Annotated in this window: 19 protein-coding genes and 1 tRNA gene; 8 read left to right on the forward strand and 12 right to left on the reverse strand. The window is 55.9% G+C overall.

Annotated features, from left to right (window positions below):
- Positions 1-32 precede the first annotated feature (32 nt).
- Positions 33-106 (forward strand) — tRNA-Pro (locus VKV18_RS10910).
- Here the strand turns inward: VKV18_RS10910 and VKV18_RS10915 are convergent.
- Both VKV18_RS10915 and VKV18_RS10920 read right to left on the reverse strand, forming a co-directional pair.
- Positions 98-1,165 carry a HEAT repeat domain-containing protein gene (locus VKV18_RS10915; protein ID WP_324204236.1) on the reverse strand — a complete coding sequence of 356 codons (1,068 nt, stop codon included), beginning with the start codon at positions 1,163-1,165 and terminating at the stop codon, positions 98-100. The two genes, VKV18_RS10910 and VKV18_RS10915, sit on opposite strands and share 9 nt — an antisense overlap.
- Positions 1,166-1,189: 24 nt before the next feature.
- Entirely contained in the window at positions 1,190-2,050 is an 861-nt protein-coding gene (locus VKV18_RS10920) for a sulfite exporter TauE/SafE family protein (RefSeq protein WP_324204237.1), read from the reverse strand.
- A 343-nt stretch (positions 2,051-2,393) separates the two neighbouring features.
- Here VKV18_RS10920 and VKV18_RS10925 point away from each other — a divergent pair, with 343 nt between their 5' ends.
- Positions 2,394-3,146 carry a sugar transferase gene (locus tag VKV18_RS10925; protein ID WP_324204238.1) on the forward strand — a complete coding sequence of 251 codons (753 nt, stop codon included), beginning with the start codon at positions 2,394-2,396 and terminating at the stop codon, positions 3,144-3,146.
- Positions 3,147-3,350: 204 nt separating this feature from the next.
- On the opposite strand, the gene VKV18_RS15955 is transcribed toward VKV18_RS10925, so the two are convergent.
- Positions 3,351-3,509, reverse strand: coding sequence for a zinc ribbon domain-containing protein (locus tag VKV18_RS15955; protein ID WP_414647195.1), 159 nt, complete (start codon positions 3,507-3,509; stop codon positions 3,351-3,353).
- A gap of 289 nt (positions 3,510-3,798) precedes the next feature.
- On the opposite strand from VKV18_RS15955, the gene VKV18_RS10930 reads away from it, so the two are divergent.
- The 5 genes from VKV18_RS10930 (at position 3,799) to VKV18_RS10950 (ending at position 9,543) form a co-directional block, all read left to right on the forward strand.
- Positions 3,799-4,785 carry a sugar phosphate isomerase/epimerase gene (locus tag VKV18_RS10930; RefSeq protein WP_324204239.1) on the forward strand — a complete coding sequence of 329 codons (987 nt, stop codon included), beginning with the start codon at positions 3,799-3,801 and terminating at the stop codon, positions 4,783-4,785.
- A gap of 16 nt (positions 4,786-4,801) precedes the next feature.
- Positions 4,802-5,944, forward strand: coding sequence for a hypothetical protein (locus VKV18_RS10935; protein ID WP_324204240.1), 1,143 nt, complete (start codon positions 4,802-4,804; stop codon positions 5,942-5,944).
- Positions 5,945-6,175: 231 nt separating this feature from the next.
- A complete protein-coding gene (locus VKV18_RS10940) occupies positions 6,176-7,564 on the forward strand; it encodes a DNA methyltransferase (RefSeq protein WP_324204241.1) in 1,389 nt (462 codons plus the stop codon).
- On the forward strand, positions 7,564-8,550 hold the full coding sequence (locus VKV18_RS10945; RefSeq protein ID WP_324204242.1) for a CfrBI family restriction endonuclease: 987 nt from the start codon (positions 7,564-7,566) through the stop codon (positions 8,548-8,550). The genes VKV18_RS10940 and VKV18_RS10945 overlap by 1 nt, the downstream gene beginning before the upstream one ends.
- Positions 8,551-9,012: 462 nt before the next feature.
- Positions 9,013-9,543 carry an HNH endonuclease gene (locus VKV18_RS10950; RefSeq protein WP_324202514.1) on the forward strand — a complete coding sequence of 177 codons (531 nt, stop codon included), beginning with the start codon at positions 9,013-9,015 and terminating at the stop codon, positions 9,541-9,543.
- A gap of 97 nt (positions 9,544-9,640) precedes the next feature.
- Here VKV18_RS10950 and VKV18_RS10955 read toward each other — a convergent pair whose 3' ends face one another.
- The 8 genes from VKV18_RS10955 to VKV18_RS10990 all read right to left on the reverse strand — a co-directional run bounded on the left by VKV18_RS10955 (position 9,641) and on the right by VKV18_RS10990 (position 17,946).
- Positions 9,641-10,498, reverse strand: a complete 858-nt coding sequence (locus VKV18_RS10955) for a DUF92 domain-containing protein (protein ID WP_324204243.1) — start codon at positions 10,496-10,498, stop codon at positions 9,641-9,643.
- Positions 10,492-11,160 carry a DNA-3-methyladenine glycosylase gene (locus VKV18_RS10960; RefSeq protein WP_324204244.1) on the reverse strand — a complete coding sequence of 223 codons (669 nt, stop codon included), beginning with the start codon at positions 11,158-11,160 and terminating at the stop codon, positions 10,492-10,494. Before VKV18_RS10960 ends, VKV18_RS10955 begins: the two co-directional genes overlap by 7 nt.
- A 120-nt stretch (positions 11,161-11,280) precedes the next feature.
- A complete protein-coding gene (murQ, locus tag VKV18_RS10965; RefSeq protein WP_324204245.1) occupies positions 11,281-12,177 on the reverse strand; it encodes an N-acetylmuramic acid 6-phosphate etherase in 897 nt (298 codons plus the stop codon).
- A 23-nt stretch (positions 12,178-12,200) separates the two neighbouring features.
- Entirely contained in the window at positions 12,201-13,418 is a 1,218-nt protein-coding gene (locus VKV18_RS10970) for a glycosyltransferase (protein ID WP_324204246.1), read from the reverse strand.
- A 5-nt stretch (positions 13,419-13,423) separates the two neighbouring features.
- Positions 13,424-14,395 (reverse strand): cation diffusion facilitator family transporter, encoded by a 972-nt coding sequence (locus VKV18_RS10975; RefSeq protein ID WP_324204247.1) that lies wholly within the window; start codon positions 14,393-14,395, stop codon positions 13,424-13,426.
- A 151-nt stretch (positions 14,396-14,546) separates the two neighbouring features.
- Positions 14,547-15,422 carry a methylisocitrate lyase gene (gene prpB, locus VKV18_RS10980; protein WP_324204248.1) on the reverse strand — a complete coding sequence of 292 codons (876 nt, stop codon included), beginning with the start codon at positions 15,420-15,422 and terminating at the stop codon, positions 14,547-14,549.
- Complete coding sequence (locus VKV18_RS10985) at positions 15,419-16,783, reverse strand: MmgE/PrpD family protein (protein ID WP_324204249.1); 1,365 nt, start codon at positions 16,781-16,783, stop codon at positions 15,419-15,421. Before VKV18_RS10985 ends, prpB begins: the two co-directional genes overlap by 4 nt.
- Positions 16,780-17,946 carry a 2-oxo acid dehydrogenase subunit E2 gene (locus VKV18_RS10990; RefSeq protein WP_324204250.1) on the reverse strand — a complete coding sequence of 389 codons (1,167 nt, stop codon included), beginning with the start codon at positions 17,944-17,946 and terminating at the stop codon, positions 16,780-16,782. The genes VKV18_RS10985 and VKV18_RS10990 overlap by 4 nt, the downstream gene beginning before the upstream one ends.
- A 211-nt stretch (positions 17,947-18,157) precedes the next feature.
- Between VKV18_RS10990 and VKV18_RS10995 the strand changes: the two genes are divergently transcribed.
- Positions 18,158-18,805, forward strand: coding sequence for a hypothetical protein (locus tag VKV18_RS10995; RefSeq protein ID WP_324204251.1), 648 nt, complete (start codon positions 18,158-18,160; stop codon positions 18,803-18,805).
- Here the strand turns inward: VKV18_RS10995 and VKV18_RS15850 are convergent.
- Positions 18,720-19,031, reverse strand: coding sequence for a transposase (locus VKV18_RS15850; protein ID WP_345786412.1), 312 nt, complete (start codon positions 19,029-19,031; stop codon positions 18,720-18,722). The genes VKV18_RS10995 and VKV18_RS15850 overlap by 86 nt on opposite strands.
- Positions 19,032-19,056: the final 25 nt, after the last annotated feature.

Genomic DNA, 19,056 nt, shown 5'->3' on the forward strand with positions numbered 1-19,056 from the left:
TTGAAGATCGTCAACAGTTTCGCAGAGCCTTTCGGGGTGTGGCTCAGTTTGGTAGAGCGCAGCGTTCGGGACGCTGAGGTCGCTGGTTCAAATCCAGTCACCCCGATTTTTCCTTCTCCTTCTGCAGGTTCGCCTCTTGTGGGTGCGAACGCAACAACTCCTCCGGTTCCAACAAGGTCTCACCTCGCTCTTTTAGGGGGCGCAACAGCTGTCTCTCAAAATCGGGCGGAGTGGCCGGGCGTAGCAACAGACGGCTCGGGCGCCTCTCCAGCCCCTGTAAAATCTGGTTCATGGCGGCGGCCGCCTCTTGGCGCAGCGCCCGATGTCGAGCAGAGGCCAATCTCTCCAAAGCCGAAAGCGCCTGCGGGTCGCCTAGTCGGGCAAGACAACGCACAAGGTAGATCGCGATGTCGGGGTGTTGCCCTTCCAACGCCTGAAGAAGGTAGGGCACAACACGGCGGTCGGAGAAGGCCCAAAGGGCCTCGGCATAGGCCAAACGACGGCGTCTATCGCCGTGCATAAGGCCATGCCAGAAACCCGATAACTCCTGCGGGGGCATAGCCGCAAGCGCTAAAGCGGCTTCGTGGGCTAACGCTGCCGCATCTTGCGCATTCAACCGCCGCATAACGCTCGGCTGCTTTAGCTCATAGAGCAGCCGACAAAGTCCCTTGTGCGCCGCAGCCGCACGTAGTCTTCGCACACTCGCCATGGTATCTCGACAGGTTCCCAACAACGCCAAATAGAGCGCACTGCTCAGAAAGGAGTAGTGCATGTTGGCCATGCCACGCAAGTCGTTTGCGCTCTGTTCCAATAGGGTATAGAGGGCTTGTGACACCTGTTCTAAACGCTCGTGCGGCGTGGAGGCGATGTCTTGGCCGGCAAGGCGACGCAGTAAGGCGCCGGCAAAGTGCCCATTTCTAGGAATGTAGGCTCGATGCCCATCGCCCCCGGAGAGCGCCAGGGCGGCAGCCGTGCGCACCCGCTCGTCCTTGTGCCAGAGCAAAACCAGAAGGCGGTTGAGGCTGCCTTTCGCATGGTACAGCTCCGCCCGCAACCGCGCCGGAGAGGCGTTTGCCAACACGCTACGCCCTTGCGCTATCTCCTGCGCAAACATCGGCGGCGGTTGCCCATATCCTTCTTTTAGCTGAACGGAAGGTGTTACCATAGAAAACTCCTCTCCTTTGAACCGCTAGTGGCCGGTAGGAACGTTGCCTCCGGGCGGATGAACCAGCAGCCATAGGGTAAGCAAAAGCCCAATAGCGATAATAAGCTGCCTTACTTTCTGCTGCCCCATACGTCGCGCCGTATCGGCTCCGAGATAGCCACCGGCTATTGAGCCGATCATCATCAACAGGGCGATAGGCCAATGGATAAGCCGATCATGGTGGGGGCCTACCCCCTGCCCCGGCGCCGTGCGCTCGACCATGAAAACGAGAATGGCCACAAAGTTGATGAGAATGGCATTGATGTTTTTGAGCGCGTTCATCAGATGAATGTTGGTGAAGCCCATAAGGCTAAGCCCGGCCAACATGAGGATGCCTATGCCTGCCCCGAAGTAGCCACCGTAGAGAGCGATAAAGAACTGAAAAAAGCTAACTCCATACCAGGAAAGCGGAATATCACGCGCCTCCTTAGGCGCCCAAGTGCTCTGTTGGCGCCTCTCACTCTGGCGCTTTATCCAGTTAGAAAGAGGACTCTGCGCCATGAAAAGCAGGGTGGCCATAAAAATGAGATAGGGCACAAGACGGCTGAAGAGCGCGTTATTGGTGTGGGCAAACAGCAACGCGCCCAATCCACCCCCGATGAGGCTGGGAACGCCGAGAAACCATAGCGCCGGCCCCACCCCGCTTAACTCCTTACGATACCCGAATAGGCTACTGCAAATGCCAGGCCATAAAGCAACAGTGCTCGTAGCGTTGGCCACGTTTGCCAGTTCCCCACAGAATAGTAGAGCGGGAAAGGTTAACAAGGTGCCTCCACCCGCCACGGCGTTCACGGCTCCGGCGATAAAGGCAGCACCTAGCAGTAGAAGATATTTGTGGAACCCCATATGGAAAGATATTTTACCGAAAAGCTGCCCATAAGGCGCAAAAATAAGCCCTATCCGCCTCCTAGCCGCTTTGCTCCACAAGTTAAATTCGCATGGCGGTTGACGCCTAGCCCTAGAAACGTCTATAATTGTAAGGTGGAAATGTCATAATCTAAGGATGTAGCCTAGAAACGACCGAATTCGGTGAACCTCTCGTGGTGCATCCTCCCTAAGGCTCTGCACTGCGATCTGTATGAGCAATACCCATGTGGCGAAAGTCAACTTAGGTAGGTGCTATTTGTGCCCATAAACCCCGCAAAATACGGGGCAGAACCTAGTAGGTCGAGAGAGGAGAACTTCAGGCATGGACGGGTTAGAAAGAAGTAACAATCAAAATCCGCTTCCCCCCAAGCCCGAATATGAGTTCGTTAAGCGTCTTCTCGACGTTAGCGTTGGTTTGACCCTGTTGGTTCTGTTGGCCATCCCCCTCCTCTGCATCGCCATCGCCGTCTATGTCTCCTCTCCCGGAGGCGTTTTCTATCGGCAAAAACGTGTTGGACGGCACAACCGAATCTTCGAGCTTTACAAGTTTCGTACCATGTATGCCGGCGCCGATCAGAACGGACCTCTTTGCACCGCTGCCAACGATTCGCGCATTACCCCTCTCGGTCGCTTCTTACGTCGCACCAAACTCGACGAACTGCCTCAGCTTATCAATGTGGTAAAGGGAGATATGAGTTTGGTCGGCCCTCGCCCTCAGGTTCCTCGGTTCGTGGAGAAGTTCCCGCCCGATCAACGCGACCTCGTCTTAGCCGTCCGTCCGGGCATCACCGGCCCCACCCAGCTGATGTTTCGCAACGAGGAAGAGTTGCTGGTGAATGTGGAGGAGCGCGAACAGTTCTATATCGAAGAGCTGCTGCCCATCAAGTGCCAGATGGATGTTAACTATGTAACTCAGCGCTCCCTTCTGCACGACGCGAAAGTGCTTTGGGACACCGCAAAGGTGCTTATCGGTGGCTCCCTTGTTGAAGAGCCGTTCCCCTCCCTAGCCATTACGCAGCAGCGAGTTACCCCAAGGGACGAAACGGGCGACGCCAACCTCATCGGTTGGAAATAGCATCGAGCGTGCCCCTTGTCCCTTTTCGGTCGCCAAGTAAACACCTGCTGCCTAAAGACAGCAGGTAGGGGTAGGTTTGAAACCTGCCCCTACTCCGGCGCACCCGCTGTGCTCCCAAAGCAACACCGGTATCCGAGCAGTACGGCCGGTTTACGGCGGCCCGACAGGCAATATGGCCCGCCGCAATCCCATCCGCCAGGAATGTCACCTCGAAAGCGAAGCTGAGAGGCCTTCGAAGCCGCAGGATGTGCACACAAATGAAGACTGCGTTCTACGGTTCTCTTTCGCACAATGCCCACAGTTCGGACAGGTGCGAGAGGTATTGCGAGGGTCAACATAGTGGACAGGAACCCCTTTCAACACAGCCTTATAGGCGATAAACGCCCGAGGGTGCTTCTGAGTGCCTCGGACTGTTGTGGCGTGGGCAGCAGTTTGAGTTGGACGGTCAGTTTCATTGGGCAGTCTTCCTGTGCCCCAAGGATAGCCTACTCTTAGGCAAACTTCAAGGATTATCTAACAAGCAAGGAGGGGGTGCTTCCCTTGTCGCCTGAAGGCGACAGTCTCCGCGCCGAAACGTTTGATGAAGGATATTTCCATAAGCATGCCGAAATAGGGTTTTGCCCAACATTCTTTTGCAGGGAGGAGAAATCGAATGAAAATCGGCATTTTTACAGCCCTTTTCCACGATCGCCCCATCGAACAGGCGCTTGATTATATCGCCGAGGCTGGCATTCAAACGGTGGAGTTCGGTGGTGGTGCTTACCCCGGTTCGCGCCATCTCAATGACCTTGGCGGCGTTCAAACCCTTATCGAAGACGAAAGCGCTCGCAAGCGCCTGTTAAAGATGTGCGAAAGCCGCGGTTTAGAGATATCCGCTATCTCCGTGCATGGCAACCCGCTTCACCCCGATAAAACCATTGCCCAAGACCACCATAATGCTTTTCGCAATGCGGTGCTGCTGGCAGAGAAGCTGGGGGTTGGCGTGGTGAACGGCTTCAGCGGTTGCCCCGCAGGGGGCCCCGACGACAAGAACCCTAACTGGGTAACCTGCGCCTGGCCCGATGAGTATCGCGATATTCTAGACTACCAGTGGAATAAGGTAGCCATCCCCTACTGGAAGGAACAGAATGCCTTCTTGAAGCAACACAATGTGAAGTACGCCATCGAGGCCCATCCGGGCTTCATCGTCTACAACCCGGAGACCGTGATCAAACTGCGTGAGGCGGCCGGCGAGCAGATAGGCTGTAATTTCGACCCCTCGCACTTCTGGTGGCAAGGCATTGAGCCGCTCAACGCCGTGCGCTATCTCGGCCCCAAAGGCGCCATCTTCCACGTTCACGCCAAAGACACGCGCATAGACCCCATCAACTCGGCCATCAACGGCAATCTCGACGTCAAAAGCTACGGTGCCATTGCAGAGCGCAGTTGGGTGTTCCGCTCCGTAGGCTACGGTCATAGCCAGCAGTGGTGGAACGATTTCGTTACCACCCTTCGCATGGTGGGCTACGACTATGTGCTCTCCATCGAGCACGAGGATGGCATGATGAGCACCCGCGAAGGGCTTACTAAAGCTCTGCAGACACTGAAAGTTGCCGTGGTTCAGGAAAAGCCGGGGGCGATGTTCTGGGCACGCGAATAGGATAAGGGAAAAACGTATGTTTTACCGACATGCCTGCTTTTGGAAACCTGTCACACCCCAAAGCAGGCATGTCGCTTATGCTTGGTCGCAAAAAATCGGTCTGTTGATCATCACCACCCTTTTCAGCCTGTTAACCGGTTGTCGCCTCGATGTGAACCCTCTGGTCGTGCCTAACCTTACCTGGGTTTCCTCCACGACAAGCCCCACAACAGCAGAAAAAGCCCCTTTGGAATCGGTGCAGATTCCTCCGGCCGATCTCGAATCGCTGCCGGTAGCCCCCACTCCATGGAGACTTGCGCTTGTACTGCCTGCCCAAAGCTCCACCCTTGACCTCACCGCGCTCACACGTGGGTTTTCAGCTCTATGCCGCGCCCTGAAAGTAACTCCCGTAACCAGCCCCAATTTGTCGTCTGCTTTGGCTTCTCGCCCTAATGCCCTTTGCGTTGTAGCCCCCTCCATGCCTTGGAACGCCATCACGGCCCAAGCCCATAAAGCGGGGGCGATCTGCGTTTTCTGCGACGCCAACAACGATCTCATTGCTTGGGCGGCCGCTCAAGAACCTCATCAAGCCGCGGACGCCTCAGATTTCGACGGCTTTGTGGGAACGGATGCCCTTTCTGCCGGACGCATGTGCGGTTTGGCCATGATGGCCCTTTTGCCCAACGGGGGTAAAGTATTGGCCATCAGCCCTCCTCTGCCTTCAAGGCCGACATCGGGGTTCTCAGAAAATTTTGCGATTTTCCGAGGCGGGGCGCCCTTCTCTCTAATGGAAGGGGTCGTCTCGAGCACCACCGGCCAACTTGAGGTAATCACCTCGGCTCAAATACCAACGGCCACCGCTTCCTTGACACCATTTCAGGGGTTTACCTGTCTCGATGCTTCCCAGATGCCCACGTTGCAGCAAATTTTAACGGCTTCCCCTGAGCTGCGCACCAGGCCGGTTGTGGGCTATGGCGACACCCTACCCATGCGCTCCCTTTTTGCAACGGGTCACTGCGAGGGATTAGTCGCCCCTCCTTCAGTAGGCTTAGGTGAGGCCCTCGCCGCCCTCACCGTTGGACTGCTGGAGCACCGCCTGCCGAAAGGTCGGCAGGTACTTCTTGCCTCCGAAGGTTATCTCCAACCCATACCAACTTCAAATGCCAGCCAGCGGTTTTAGCGTATTTGAGCAAATTCGCCGAATCCTCGCTTTCTTAAACTTCGTTTTGGTAAAAGCAGAAGACCTTTGTCTTGGTTCTCCAGTCCGCCGATTCATCACGGGGTAAAGTCCTGCGACCAGATACAACATACCGTGAGCATGCTCAGGGTACACATTCACATGGTACACATGCTCACTCTGGTGTATACTTTTTATGAGCAGCCTGAGAGCATTAAAGGGAAAGGTGGATGTATGAGCGTACTTCCAATCAATTTATCACCTCATCTGGAAAGCAATCTCCTATTAGAGAGGCTAGAGCAACTTGGAAAGCTACCTGCAGATACCGATCCAGGCCCTCTACTCGAGCTGGCTCATCATCCCAATCCGAAGGTACGAACCGCAGCGGCTAAGAATCTGGCGAAGCTTGAAAATCCTACTCTGCTCTCTTTTCTTGTAGAGTGTGCACTGAAAGAGAATAACACACTTGCTCGCCGTGAGTTCGTAGCAGCTATCGGTCGGCTACGTCATCCAGAGGCGATACCTCACCTCATCGCCTTTTCACAGGATATAGACCCGAAGGTAGTACTTCAAGCAATTAGAGGCCTGCTCTGTTTCCGTCAAAAAGCAGAGGTTCAAGACTGCCTTCAACAGCTACGCGATCATCCGAATGAGCTTATCCAGAAAGCGGTTCGTGCGGAGCTAGACAAAAAAGTTGGCAACGTCAAGCAGCAGCAGGCCGTTAAGACGGCTGCGAAAACCAAGTCAGATCATACCCGAAGTCCAGAGTGGATGCACAACGTGTTTGTAAACGCCGATGTGCTAGAGGTTTTACGCCACGTGCCTGATGAATCGGTACACCTAACGTTTACATCTCCCCCTTACTACAATGCACGTGATTACACCATCTATCGAAGTTATGAGGAATATTTGCAGTTTTTGGTGCGCGTGTTTACAGAGGTTCATCGGATTACGAAGGAGGGGCGTTTCTTTGTATTGAACACCTCGCCGGTGCTGGTACCTCGTATGAGCCGCCAGCATTCTAGCACCCGCTACTTAATTCCTTTCGACATCCATCCCCGGATAATGCAGATAGGCTTTGATTTTATTGACGACATCATCTGGGTAAAACCGGAGCCGAGCGCAAAGAATCGCAATGGAGGGTTCTACCAACACCGTAAGCCTCTCGGCTACAAAGCAAACTCTATTGTAGAATATGTTATTGTGTACCGCAAGCATACATCAAAACTTATTGATTGGAACATCCATCAGTACGATGAAGAGACCGTTGCGGCCAGCAAGATTAGGGAAGATTATGAGAAGACAAATTTGTGGCGTATCGCCCCAACAGCCGACCCTATTCATCCAGCCGTATTTCCCCTAGAGCTTGCGACGCGTATCATCGAACTGTACTCTTATAGGGGAGACCTCGTGTTTGACCCCTTTGCGGGACGGGGAACGGTTGGGATGGCTGCGCTCCAATTACAGCGCACCTATTTTTTAACTGAAAAAGACCCTCAGTATGCCGCTTATGCAAAGGAGTTGCTCAGTACAGGGAACCTTTTTGGTGGGAATGCGGTGCGCATGATGACGTTAGAGGAGTTTGTTAACGTGAAGCGGGAATCCATGGAAAAAGAGAGATAGTGGTCACAACAACGCTGCTTAGTAATATCATTCGCAAGCTTATACTCGGTGAAGACTATCGTTCAGAAATTGTTGCCTTAATTGATGCACAATTTTTGGAATACGCCATTGCGTTTTTTCGGAAGGTTGCAGAGGCCAAAATGCGTCATCTGCCCATCACTCTCGATTGGTACCGGCAAGAGATGATTACAGCCGATTTGCCGAAAGAAGAGATTGCTACAAATGCTGGATTGAATATAAAAACTATCAATAATATGTATAATACTGCACGCAAAGAAATTGTGTTGCAAGCCTCCCTTGAACACTACGAAACTCTCCACGAAGCTATCAGAAATTTGACTCACGATACAGATGTCAATCTAATGCTTACAATCAAATTTAACCATGTTGCCATTGATCTGGATATCAATGAAAGCTTAATTGTCATTAATGCCCTTGCCGTTGCACGAGCTGCGCTGCGAGGGGGCCTATGGAGCACGGCAGGCAAACAAGTGGAGAAACCGCTGATGATGACACTTTGTGCTCTCCATAAAGTTCCGCGTCGCCATTTTATGGTTGCCGAGCCTCCGAAGCATCAAAGAGAAGCGGACTTTTACCTTGTCGCACCCTCAGGAAAGCTCTTTCGGTGCGAAGTCAAGCTTATGGGTAAGGGCAACCCAGAAAGCACAGATGCGGCCTTTGCACGAGATACCGACATCCTAATAGCCGACAAGCTATCCGAAACCAACAAAACGCAACTCTCAGCCCACGGTATTCTGTGGATGGAGCTACGCAATGCGAGCGATCTCTCTCAGTTTGACGATATATTAACTCATTTAGGTATCCCCCATCAGCCTGTTACAGGCAATATAGCTACCAAGCTAGAGACGGTGATAAAGAAAGTATTTGAATCATCCACCACACAACCTCCGAATCCCATTCGACTCCACGAAGAAAAGGAGTTCTATAGCTCGGACTATCTCGTTGAATTCGATGACGAGACATAGGGGCAAACTCGCTTGACATGCACGTTCTAGGGCACGGCCCTTCCCGCAGTTCCCCTTAAGCCGGATCGGTGGGAACTATTGACAGGTTCGTTGTAGTCTGATATACTAAAAGTGAGATAGATGCCGAAAATAGAGCGTAGATATTATCGGCATGTCTCCTTCGAGAAAACACCGTACGCGCTGGATGCAAGAAACATGATGGCAGCCTATAAAGCGACAACTTTAGACAGTTTCTCTGAACATCGGCAGGAACATACCGGTTCTCAAAAACCGCGATATCGTGCCGGGGCGGATCGTCTGCGCTATTTACGCTACCTTAGCCATCACTTGCATCGCCATGCGCCTTCATATGTGTCAACGAGACCCGCTCCGTAAATCTCGACGGTGCGGGTCTTTTAGTTTTCTATGTGAACGTGTCTATGAACCAAAATACTGCTTAGAAAGGACTTAGGGAACACCGAGATGAACCAAGAGGTGCTCGTTCTCAACAGTGACTATGAGCCGTTGAACGTCTGTTCAGTACGGCGCGCCATCGCCCTCGTCTTCTTAGGAAAGGCAGATATTCTGCATACGGAAGAGGGACAAACCATTGTGGGCGCCGAGCGCACCTTTGCGGTTCCCTCGGTGGTGAAGCTGCGTCACCATGTGCGTCGCCCCCTGCCCGAGCTGAAACTCACGCGACGTACCATCTTCGCCAGAGACAACTACACCTGCCAGTATTGCGGTACGGTGACCAAAGAGCTTACCATAGACCACGTCATACCGCGCCGCGCCGGCGGGCAGGCCACTTGGGAAAACTTGGTAACCTGCTGTCGCCGCTGCAACATCCGCAAGTCGGATAAGTTGCCGCACCAGGTAGGGATGAGGCTTATTCGCCCACCGCGCAGGCCGCGCTATACGCCCTACATAAGCCTTACAAAATATATTTTGGGGCGGCAAAACGCCGTGTGGCGTACCTACCTGCCTACCTTCGCCGACTTTCCGGAAAGCTAACATCCGTCGGTAAAAATAGACCCTTCCCGCCAGGCGGGAAGGGTCTTTTAATTTGCTCTAGGGCCTGCCTCTCTGCAGAGGCCTAAAGCGGCCGGGGTTAGTAGGGCGGAAACAGAGGGGCTGCTGCGCGAATGAGATAGTGGGCGCAGAGCACAGCGCCACACGCCGCCAAAAAATTCACCACGTCGTTGGTCATCCAACGCCATCCACGAACTTTTGTGTTGGGCTGGCCATCCGCCGAGCGAGAGCGCTCCGTGTCTCGCCCCGTGATCGCATCGCGATACTGCGCCTGCAGGCTCGCCCCCAGCAAGCTATCAATACCGCACCCCATGAACCCCGCCCACGTTACCAAAACGAACTCCGCCACGTTCAGGTGCCACAACGGCCACGACACCAACGGAATAAATGCTGCTCCCAACACGCCCCCAAGCGTTCCCGGCCAAGAGATCGCGCCCGAAATCCCCGGTGACACCGGCTGCCAGTTGCGCAAAGAACGCGGCTTTACCCCAAAGAAAGTGCCGATCTCTGTAGCCCACGTATCCGCGTTTACCGCCGCGATGCTGCTAAGAAAAAGCAGTTGGACGGCCTCAAGCCGATAGGCAGGAAGATGGTGACGCGCATAGAAATGAAAATAGAGGGCTATGAGAGTGGGAATACCTCCATTTGCAAGCACCTGAGCTGCATCGCGCCGCTCCCCTTTTACCCCCATCGCTACGCTGTAGAGACGCGCTTTCGGCTTGGCCCATTTAGAGAGAAGGGAAGCGCTGAGGAAAAAGGCGAGCAGAGGCCAAATCGCCCGTGCCCCCCCATCCCCGTAGATGATAGTGCCACATAGGGTGGCCGCGATCGCCCCATCCCACGATAGCAGGCGCAACCAGCACGCCAAACCGGCGCAGAGCGCCATCAAGAGTAACGCAAACCACCAGGGTGGTGCAACCAACATCGTGTTTAACATAGGGCTTCTCTCTCTTCCCGCTTTAGGGGACGCGATATAAACGGACTGTCGCCCCACAAAAAACGCCATGGCCGATCACGTCCCTGCGTGATCCCTACTCGACATGTAGCGATGATGGGCGCGTGGGCTACCTCCGTCTGGCGCTCTTTGGCCAAAAAGAGCGGACTTTGCGGGTTCATCAAGTCCACTCCGTTGAAGGTGGTGTCGATTCCGAAGGCCTCACATAGGCGTGCAGGACCGCTGCACAGCGCGCGCAGCCACCGCTTTTGCGTAAGCAGTTCCGACAGAACAACGCCTTTCTCGCTTAGACGCCTGCGAAGCGCCATCTGTTCCTGCCCACAAAGCGGCTCGACGGCGCGTATCAACACGGCCTCCCCTACCCCTTCCTCACCTGTAACTACGTTGAAGCAGTGATGAACGCCGTAGATTCGATACACATAGGCATGCCCTGCAGGCCCAAACATCCAGCGGTTACGATCCGTCAGGCCACGATAAGAGTGACTTGCGGGGTCTTCCTGCGTATAGGCCTCCACCTCACAGATGCGCCCAATGAGCAGGGCTTCTGGCTCTCGCCGGATCAATAACATCCCCAGGAGGCGCCTAGCAACCTCTAAAGTCGGCGCATGGAACAGCTCTTTCGACACCGGCACCCAGCCCGACACCTTTGCTTCCTTTCGTTATGGCAACTGCCTAGAAGACAAGTGCAAAAAGCCTCTCTTTTGGGCTTATAATACCCAAATAGTTGCCTACCGGTGCCTCTTAGTTACATCAGGTGCGGAATATCACTCGCCCAGCGCCTCACGCACCCGCCCGCCGGCGGCTTGAAGACGCGCTCTTGCGGTGGCAGCATCCACACAGCTACGGAGCATCACGATGGCCGTTTTACACTCCCAGTCACAGGCCTCTAGCGCTCGCTCCGCCTGCTCTCTATCGGTGCCGGCGGCCTCAACAACGATGCGAATAGCCCGATCGCGCAGCTTCGTATTGGTCGCCCTAAGATCTACCATGAGGTTCTGATAGGCTTTGCCCATACGCACCATGGCACCGGTGGTGATGAGGTTGAGGATCATCTTCTGTGCCGTGCCGGCTTTCAGACGCGTGGAGCCGGTAAGCGCTTCGGGGCCGGTAATTGCCGCCAGGGTAAAATGGGCGTAGCGGCTCATGGCGGCCTCGCGCACGTTCACAACGGCGGCGGTAACGGCTCCGCTTGCCTGAGCCGCTTCGAGCGCACCGATCACAAAGGGGGTGCGACCGCTGGCGGCGATGCCCACCACCACATCCTGCGGCCCTACACCGCGTGCACGTATTTCGGCGGCCCCTGCCTCCCTATCGTCCTCCGCTCCTTCAACCGGTGTGGTAAGGGCTTTTGGGCCGCCAGCAATAATGCCTTGAACCATCTCCGGAGGCACTCCAAAGGTGGGGTGGCACTCGCTGGCATCGAGCACGCCCAGCCTGCCGCTCGTGCCGGCACCCACATAGAACAGCCGTCCCCCGTTTGCGAGGCGTTGGGCGACGATCTCCACCAGTTGAGCGATGTGCGGCAGCAGCGGCTCAACCGCCTCGGCCACTTTGTAGTTTTCGCGGTGCAGAGCCTCCACAAGCGCCAGAGGTTCAAGCCTATCGAGGTCAAAGGTGGCGGGGTTTCGGGCTTCGGTTTCAAGTTTTGCCAGTTCCGACATGCGCCTAAAACTCCCCGCCTGCGTTACACCACGCCACGTCGCAACTCATCGAGAGGATAGAGCGTGCCGCGCCAAACCACGCCATTTTGGCGGTAAGTCCACCAGGTGGAGCGCAGAATGACGTAGACCAGCAAAAGCGCTGCCAGCGGATAGCCAAGTCCATATTCGGGCCCGGCGCCGGAAACGGCGCGGGTGGTTCGCGCCCCCAGCATCATTGCGACAAGGCTGCCCAGTCCAAACAGATGGGTAAGATGGCCCGGCAGCATCAGCGCCAGAAGCGGATAGAGCGCAATGTAGATAAGCAGCAGGCTCGAGCCGAAGGTAAGCGGCAAATTGAAATCGAAGCCGGCAAAGGCGTTTTTCGTAAGCCCATCCACAATGCCGCGCAGCCCCACCACCCAGCGCACGGAGATGAGATCGCTGCCTTGCATGAGGGCGCTCCGAAAGCCGTAGGCGCGAATCATTTTGCCGAGCTTCACATCGTCAATAACCTCCATGGCAAGGGCCTTATGGCCACCAAAACGGCGATAGGCTTCCGCCCGCACAAGATTAAAAGCTCCCAGCCCCACATAGGCGCTGCTGCGTGCATCGGCTAAAGCCCAAGGGCGTGTGCGAAAGCTGAACATGAGGCTAAAATAGCTTACAAACAGCCGCTCCCAGAAGTCATGGGTTTCACATCGTGGGGCCAAAACGAGGTGGTCAATCTGGCGGCGGCGGGCGTAGGCCACCGCTTTACGAAGCGTTTGAGGGGCATACACGACATCGGCATCGGTGAAGAGCAGCCACTCGCCTTTCGCTTGGGCGCTGGCCACATGAAGGGCATGGTTTTTGCCGAGCCACCCCATTGGCAAACGATCCACGTGAAACACACGCAGCCGAGGGTCCTCCTTGGCCAGTTGCTCCAGAATGAAGCCGGTGGCATCGGTAGAGCGATCGTTCACCGCCACGATCTCGAAACAAGGATAGTCTAAAGCAAGCAGGCTTCGCATGGCGCGCTCGATGGTGGCTTCCTCGTTGCAGGCGGGAACGAGGATAGAGAGCGTGGGGAGATGCTCCATCTCCTCTTTGGTGAAAAGAATGGAGGAGAGTTGGCGATAGAACTTTCGGCCCCAAACCAGCAGCCCTAAGGCCACCGCCCATATCACAAGGGCACCGAGCGAGAGCGCTAGATGAATAAGGCGCCATGGGAGCAGGCGAATGAGCAGAAACAGATGATGTATAAAAAGGAACCCGTGTCGCATAAAGTCTATTCTTTTGTTCGATTGGTCTCTGCTTCAAGACGCAGATACTGTTGTTGTGAGGCCCGGTCTGCATCCTGCTGATGGGCACTGCGTTGGTGGGCTATCTCCATATGGTACGGCTCGATGTGGATATTGATGTGGATCGAGGGCAGGGCGGCACGAATGCGGTCCTCCAGCTCTTCCGTAAGCGCGTGCGCCTCCACCAGGCTACATTCATCTTCTATCTGCACATGCACATCCGCGTCGCGTCGGGAGCCCATCTTTCGCGTACGAAGCTTATGATACCCTAGGACGCGCGAGTCTGCCTCTAGGATGCGGCGAATAGCCGCCTCCTCCTGTTCGGGCAAGCGGGTATCCATGAGCAGTTGGAAGGCCTCCCACCAGAGTTTGAAGGCGGTAAGGACGATCCAGCTTACGATGGCCAGCCCTAAGAGGCTGTCAAGTCGCTGCCAGCCGGTAAGGCGCACCAGCACGAGACCGACAAGAACCGCTGCGGAGGCAAGAGCATCCGAAGACAGATGAAGGGCATCGGCGGCCAGCGCGGGCGAATCGGTTTTGCGAGCCGTACGTTTGAGGTAGGCCGACGCTCCGAGATCGGAGAGGGTTGAAAGAGCCATCACGGCTAGGGCGGCGGTCGTTGCCGGATGAAGGGTTGCCGGGTGAAGGAGGTGTTGCCATGCTTCGCGCCCCACCCAAAACGCCCCCAAAAGAATAAGGCCTCCCTCGAAGAGGCTGGCGAGACTTTCTAGTTTTCCATGCCCATAGGGATGCTCTTTATCGGGAGGGCGGTCGGAGGTGACAACCGAAAAGAGGGCAATGCAGCCTGCCAGCAGATCGGTGCCGGAATGCAGCGATTCGGAGAGGACACCCACAGAACCACTCTGTAGCCCCACAAGAAGCTTTAGCACGGTGAGAAGTCCGCTTGTGAGCACCGAAAGCAGGGCCGCCTTCAGCTTGTGCCGCGTCGCTTCCGACATAATCTACGCTCCCTTTCGCCTCCGCATCCCCAACAGTTGCCTACTTCTTTCTTACGCCAACGGCAGTCTTAAAAGTGCGCCAGGAGATTATACCTACTCGATCTCTTCGCGCTCTACCTTTCGTTTACGCCTAAGCAAAGGCCGTCGCTTTTTATCTATCGCCTTCGGCGATCTCTCTATCGAGGCGCTCGTAATCCGCATAGCGCAGCAACTCATAAAGCTCTTTGCGGGTCTGCATTCTGTCGATCAGGCCTTGTTGTGTACCGGTCTCTTTCAGCATGTGCAACGCCTCGCGAGCCGCGTGCATCATCACGCGAAAGGCTGTCATAGGGAAAATCACCATCGCATAGCCCATCTCGGCAAACTCCTGGGCACGAAGATAGGGCGTTTTGCCGAACTCCGTCATGTTGGCCATGAGGGGGGCTGAAACCGCCTTGGCAAAAGTTTCGAACTCCGCTCGGCTCTCCAACGATTCGGGAAAAATGGCATCGGCACCCGCCTCCAGATAGCGTTGTGCCCGTACGATGGCATCCTCAAGACCGTTCACGGAGCGCGCATCGGTGCGGGCAATAAGGAAAAAGTCGGGGTCGGAGCGCGCCCGAACGGCCGCGCGGATCTTTTTCACCATCTCTTCTGCCGGAATCACCTGTTTTCCGTCAAGATGGCCGCATCGCTTCGGGGCCACCTGGTCTTCCAAGTGCAGCCCGGCCAAACCGGCCTGCTCGAACTCCTCCACCGTACGAACAACATTCAGTGCCTCCCCGTATCCTGTATCCGCGTCGGCCACAACGGGCAGCTTCACTGCACGGGCCACATAGCGCGCCTGTTGTGCCATCTCCGTGAGGGTGAGGAGGGCCATGTCGGGCATGCCGAGAAGGCTGTTGGTTACCCCGGCCCCGCTGAGGTACAGCGCCTCAAAGCCGACCTGCTCGGCCAGCAACGCCGTAATCGCATTGAACACGCCGGGCAAAACCAGCAGACCTTTCTTAAGTCGCGCACGTAGCTGCGCACCAGGCGAGAGCGTCATAGGCTTTCAACCGTCAATAGGGCCAGAAGGCCGCTGAGATCGGTCTCGTTTTCGAGATTCCAGCATCGTTTCAGCACCCTCTCGATACGCTCCTCCGAAAGAACGGGGGAGGCCAGGTGGCGGAACTTCGCCTCGACCTCCTCATCGGTTAAGGGATTACGCGCGTGCCCTTTGGGGAAAGTCACCTCCTCTTCCAACACACGCCCATCCCGCAGACGAACCCGCAACCGGTTCGGAATGCCCTCCGGATAGCGGGCATCGAGGGCCGAATCCACCTCTACGACGATCTTTTGGGTAAGCTCGTGCAGCACGGGGTCATTGAGATGGGCCGCATCGAACGAGTCGAGCGTTACCTGCCCTTCCTTTAAGGCCACGGCTACACAGTAGGGCAAGCTGTGGTCGGCGGTTTCGCGGGTGGTGGGGTGCCACTTTGCCGGCTCACTGCCGATGATCTCTGCAGCGGCGCGAAAGGTCGAAATCGTGATGCCTTCGATGGCTTCCATCGAGCCGATCTGCGGTCGCAACGCCAGGGCGGCATCTATGGCGCTCTGCGCGTGGTATTCGGCGGGGTGGAACTTGATGCAGGCCTCTTGAATTTTGAAGGGAGGGGCGGGCGGATCGGGCAGCGGCAGGGTAAAAGGCCCAGATATCTGCTTCCAAAACCCCATCTCCCCTTCAAAGATGTCAGAAGGGCCGGTCATACCGTGGCGCGCCAACAAGGCAGCAAAAACCCCATTGCGGCTTACGTTGGCAAAGGCACACCCTTTCCAGTGCGAGAGGGTTCCTACACGGGTTTGGCGCAGCGCATTATGCGAGACGGCGGCGATGGCCTGCGCATGGGTTAGTTGTTCCTGATTGAGATGCAGAAGCTTTCCGGCAGCCAAACTCGTTGAGAACGAGCCGTAGGTCACATGGTCCCAGCCGCGTGCCCGAATGGAGGCAGCGTCGCACAGACGGCATTGAATCTCGTAGGCCAAAACCGCGGCGACGATCAACTCCTTGCCGGTGCGCCCCATCGGTTCGGCGATGGCAAGCACGGCAGCGAAGTTATCGCTGGGGTGCGCCGGCTCCTTAGAGAGATAGGTATCGTTATAGTCCAGGTAACGAAAGGCGACCCCATTGGCAAAGGCGGCCATCTCCGGCGAACTGCTCAGGCCGGCGCCGATCACGGTGGCCGGCAAGGCGCTGCTGACGGTACCTGCCACCGAACGTGCAATAGAGGCCGGTTCGCTGTTGTAGGCGCCCAGAGCGCACCCCAAAGTATCTATGAGATGGCGCTTCACCGCATGAACGGTCTCCGGCGGCAAAAGTTCGTAGGTTAATCGGTCGGCATAGCGGCTAAGCTTTTGAGCAAGGTTCATAGCACTATCTCCTCAACGGCCTCGACGTTGCGGGCGATGGTTTGTAGGAACAGCGCGGCATCTACTCCTTGAACAACGCGATGGTCAAAGGTAAGTGAGATATTGGCTACCTGTTTTCCTTCCAGCATGTAGGCCGAGCCGATGAACAGCACCCCAACCGACGGGGCCACCAAAACAGGCGTGGCATCGAGAATGTCGTAAGGGCCCAGATAGCTCAAGAGAAACTGCGTTGTCTCGGCGGCCTGGTCTTCGCCACCGCGTGCCCTTTCAATGCGCTCCTGAGCCACGCGTAGGAAGTCGGCGAACGATAGGGTATCCGCTTTGGACACCACCGCCGTCACCAGTTCGCCCTCCGGCAAGGCCACGGCAATACCGAGATTGACGTGCCGGTACTCGCGCACGGTGGCCTCTCCAACGAGGGTAGAGCGGAATCGCGGATGCTCTTTGAGCGCTTGTGCCACGCAGTAGGCAAACGTTTGGAAGGCGGTGGGCTTTAACGCCTTCTCGGCAGGATCGTCGCTAAGCTCCTCTTCCGCCCGTAGGCGGTCTACGAAGCGCCGAATGCGCCCCCACTCCACAATGCGCCTCGCCGACGCGGGCACCACCGTCTGCTGGCTACGCAACAGCCGGTGAATGAAGGTGCGTTGGCGCACACTAAGAGGGCGATCGGTGTAGTCATCTTCCGCAGGAATGTCGTGTGTTCCAGCCGACGGCTGAAGCTGCTTTGCTTGCAGGTAGGCATCCACATGCTCCGGCAACAGCTTTCCGGTGGGTGTGGGGATGCGGCGCATCTCCTCTTCGGAGATGCCACGTTCTTTGCAGTAGGCGCGCGTACGGGGTGGAATCGTCACAGAGGGTAATGGTTGTTTCTCAAGGCCGATACCCTTCCCCTCTAGGCCAGTAGAGGATGTGGCCGCCGCGGCGAGCACCTCGATGCGGGCAATAGGAGCACCGATAGGCAGCACAGCCCCCTCCTCCGCCAGCCACTCACGCAACACGCCATCGTAGGGCGACTCCACTTCGAGGGAGGCTTTATCGGTCTCCATCGTATAGAAAGGCTCGTCTCGCTTCACGACATCGCCCGGCTGCTTATGCAACTTAATGATAACAACCTCTTGCAGTCCCTCACCCATCTGAGGGACATAAACCTCTTCTATCGGCATCTTTCTCCAAAGGCTCCTTTACCGGCTAGCAAGGCCTCACAGCGTGAGGCCCAAAGAGTCTTACCTTCTTTACGGCGGCTTCGCAACCTTTTCCTAACAATTTAGCACCTTAGGCCTCGATTTTCCTCTTTTTTGGGCGCCGAACACATTGTAATTACAGAGGTCACTCGATAACCTCACCCACACAACCTACCTTAAGAAGGAGATCAGGATGAAACGTTTTCAAGTCTTTAAGAAAGTAAGAGCGGCCATTGGGGCCACCGGCTTCCTCTTTATCGCTGCCGTGTCTTTGGCAAACCCTCCTGCGGAGAACCCAACAACCACAACAGGCACTCCCATCCCCATTACCGCTACCCCCGATGTCAAATCGGTTCAAGTGGAAAAAATTGCGGTGCTGCCGTGGACGTTTCAGTGGGGGACAAAAACCTCCCGTGAGACCGCTCAGAGCTTTCTTCACAAGCTGCTGAATAAAATGGGCATCGAAGAGATATCGGAAGCGCGCACCACGGCAGCTTGGCTACAAGCAAACAGTGAGGAGTACGATCCAAAGTTTGACTTTATGCCCTCTCCGGCCTCCATGCTTCGCGTAGGCATGGCCTTAGGAGCAGACTGGGTGATGGCGCCTATGGCCTCTTGGCATTCACGAAGCATTTGGGTGGGTTTGGGGCCGAAAACCAAATCCACCTGCACGGTGAGCTTTCGTATTGTAGACGTGAAAAATCGCGTGGTCGCCTTGGACGTTCACGACTTGGCCATGGGTCAGATACCCCTGGCTAAAGCACAGGGGCTTGTGCCTGATTGGAAGCGTGTGCCTCCGACCGACACAATAGGGCGTCTGAACATTCGCCCCGTGCTTTGAGGTTTACCGCCGCATTGAAATCAGCATTCGCCTCAAAGCCACACTCTTGACATCGAAAGCTGCTCTGGCTCTTACGGTTGGCTTTGGCGCAGTAGCCGCATACAGAACAGGTGCGAGACGAGTTGCGCGGGTCAACCAACACAACAGGCACTCCTGCCGCCTCGGCTTTATAGGCGATAAATTGACGCAGTTGCAGGAATGCCCAGTTACCGAGGAGCCATCGCATCTCGCGAGAAACCGTTTCTGCTCTG

Source organism: Chthonomonas sp. (assembly GCF_035294505.1).
Classification (GTDB): domain Bacteria; phylum Armatimonadota; class Chthonomonadetes; order Chthonomonadales; family Chthonomonadaceae; genus Chthonomonas.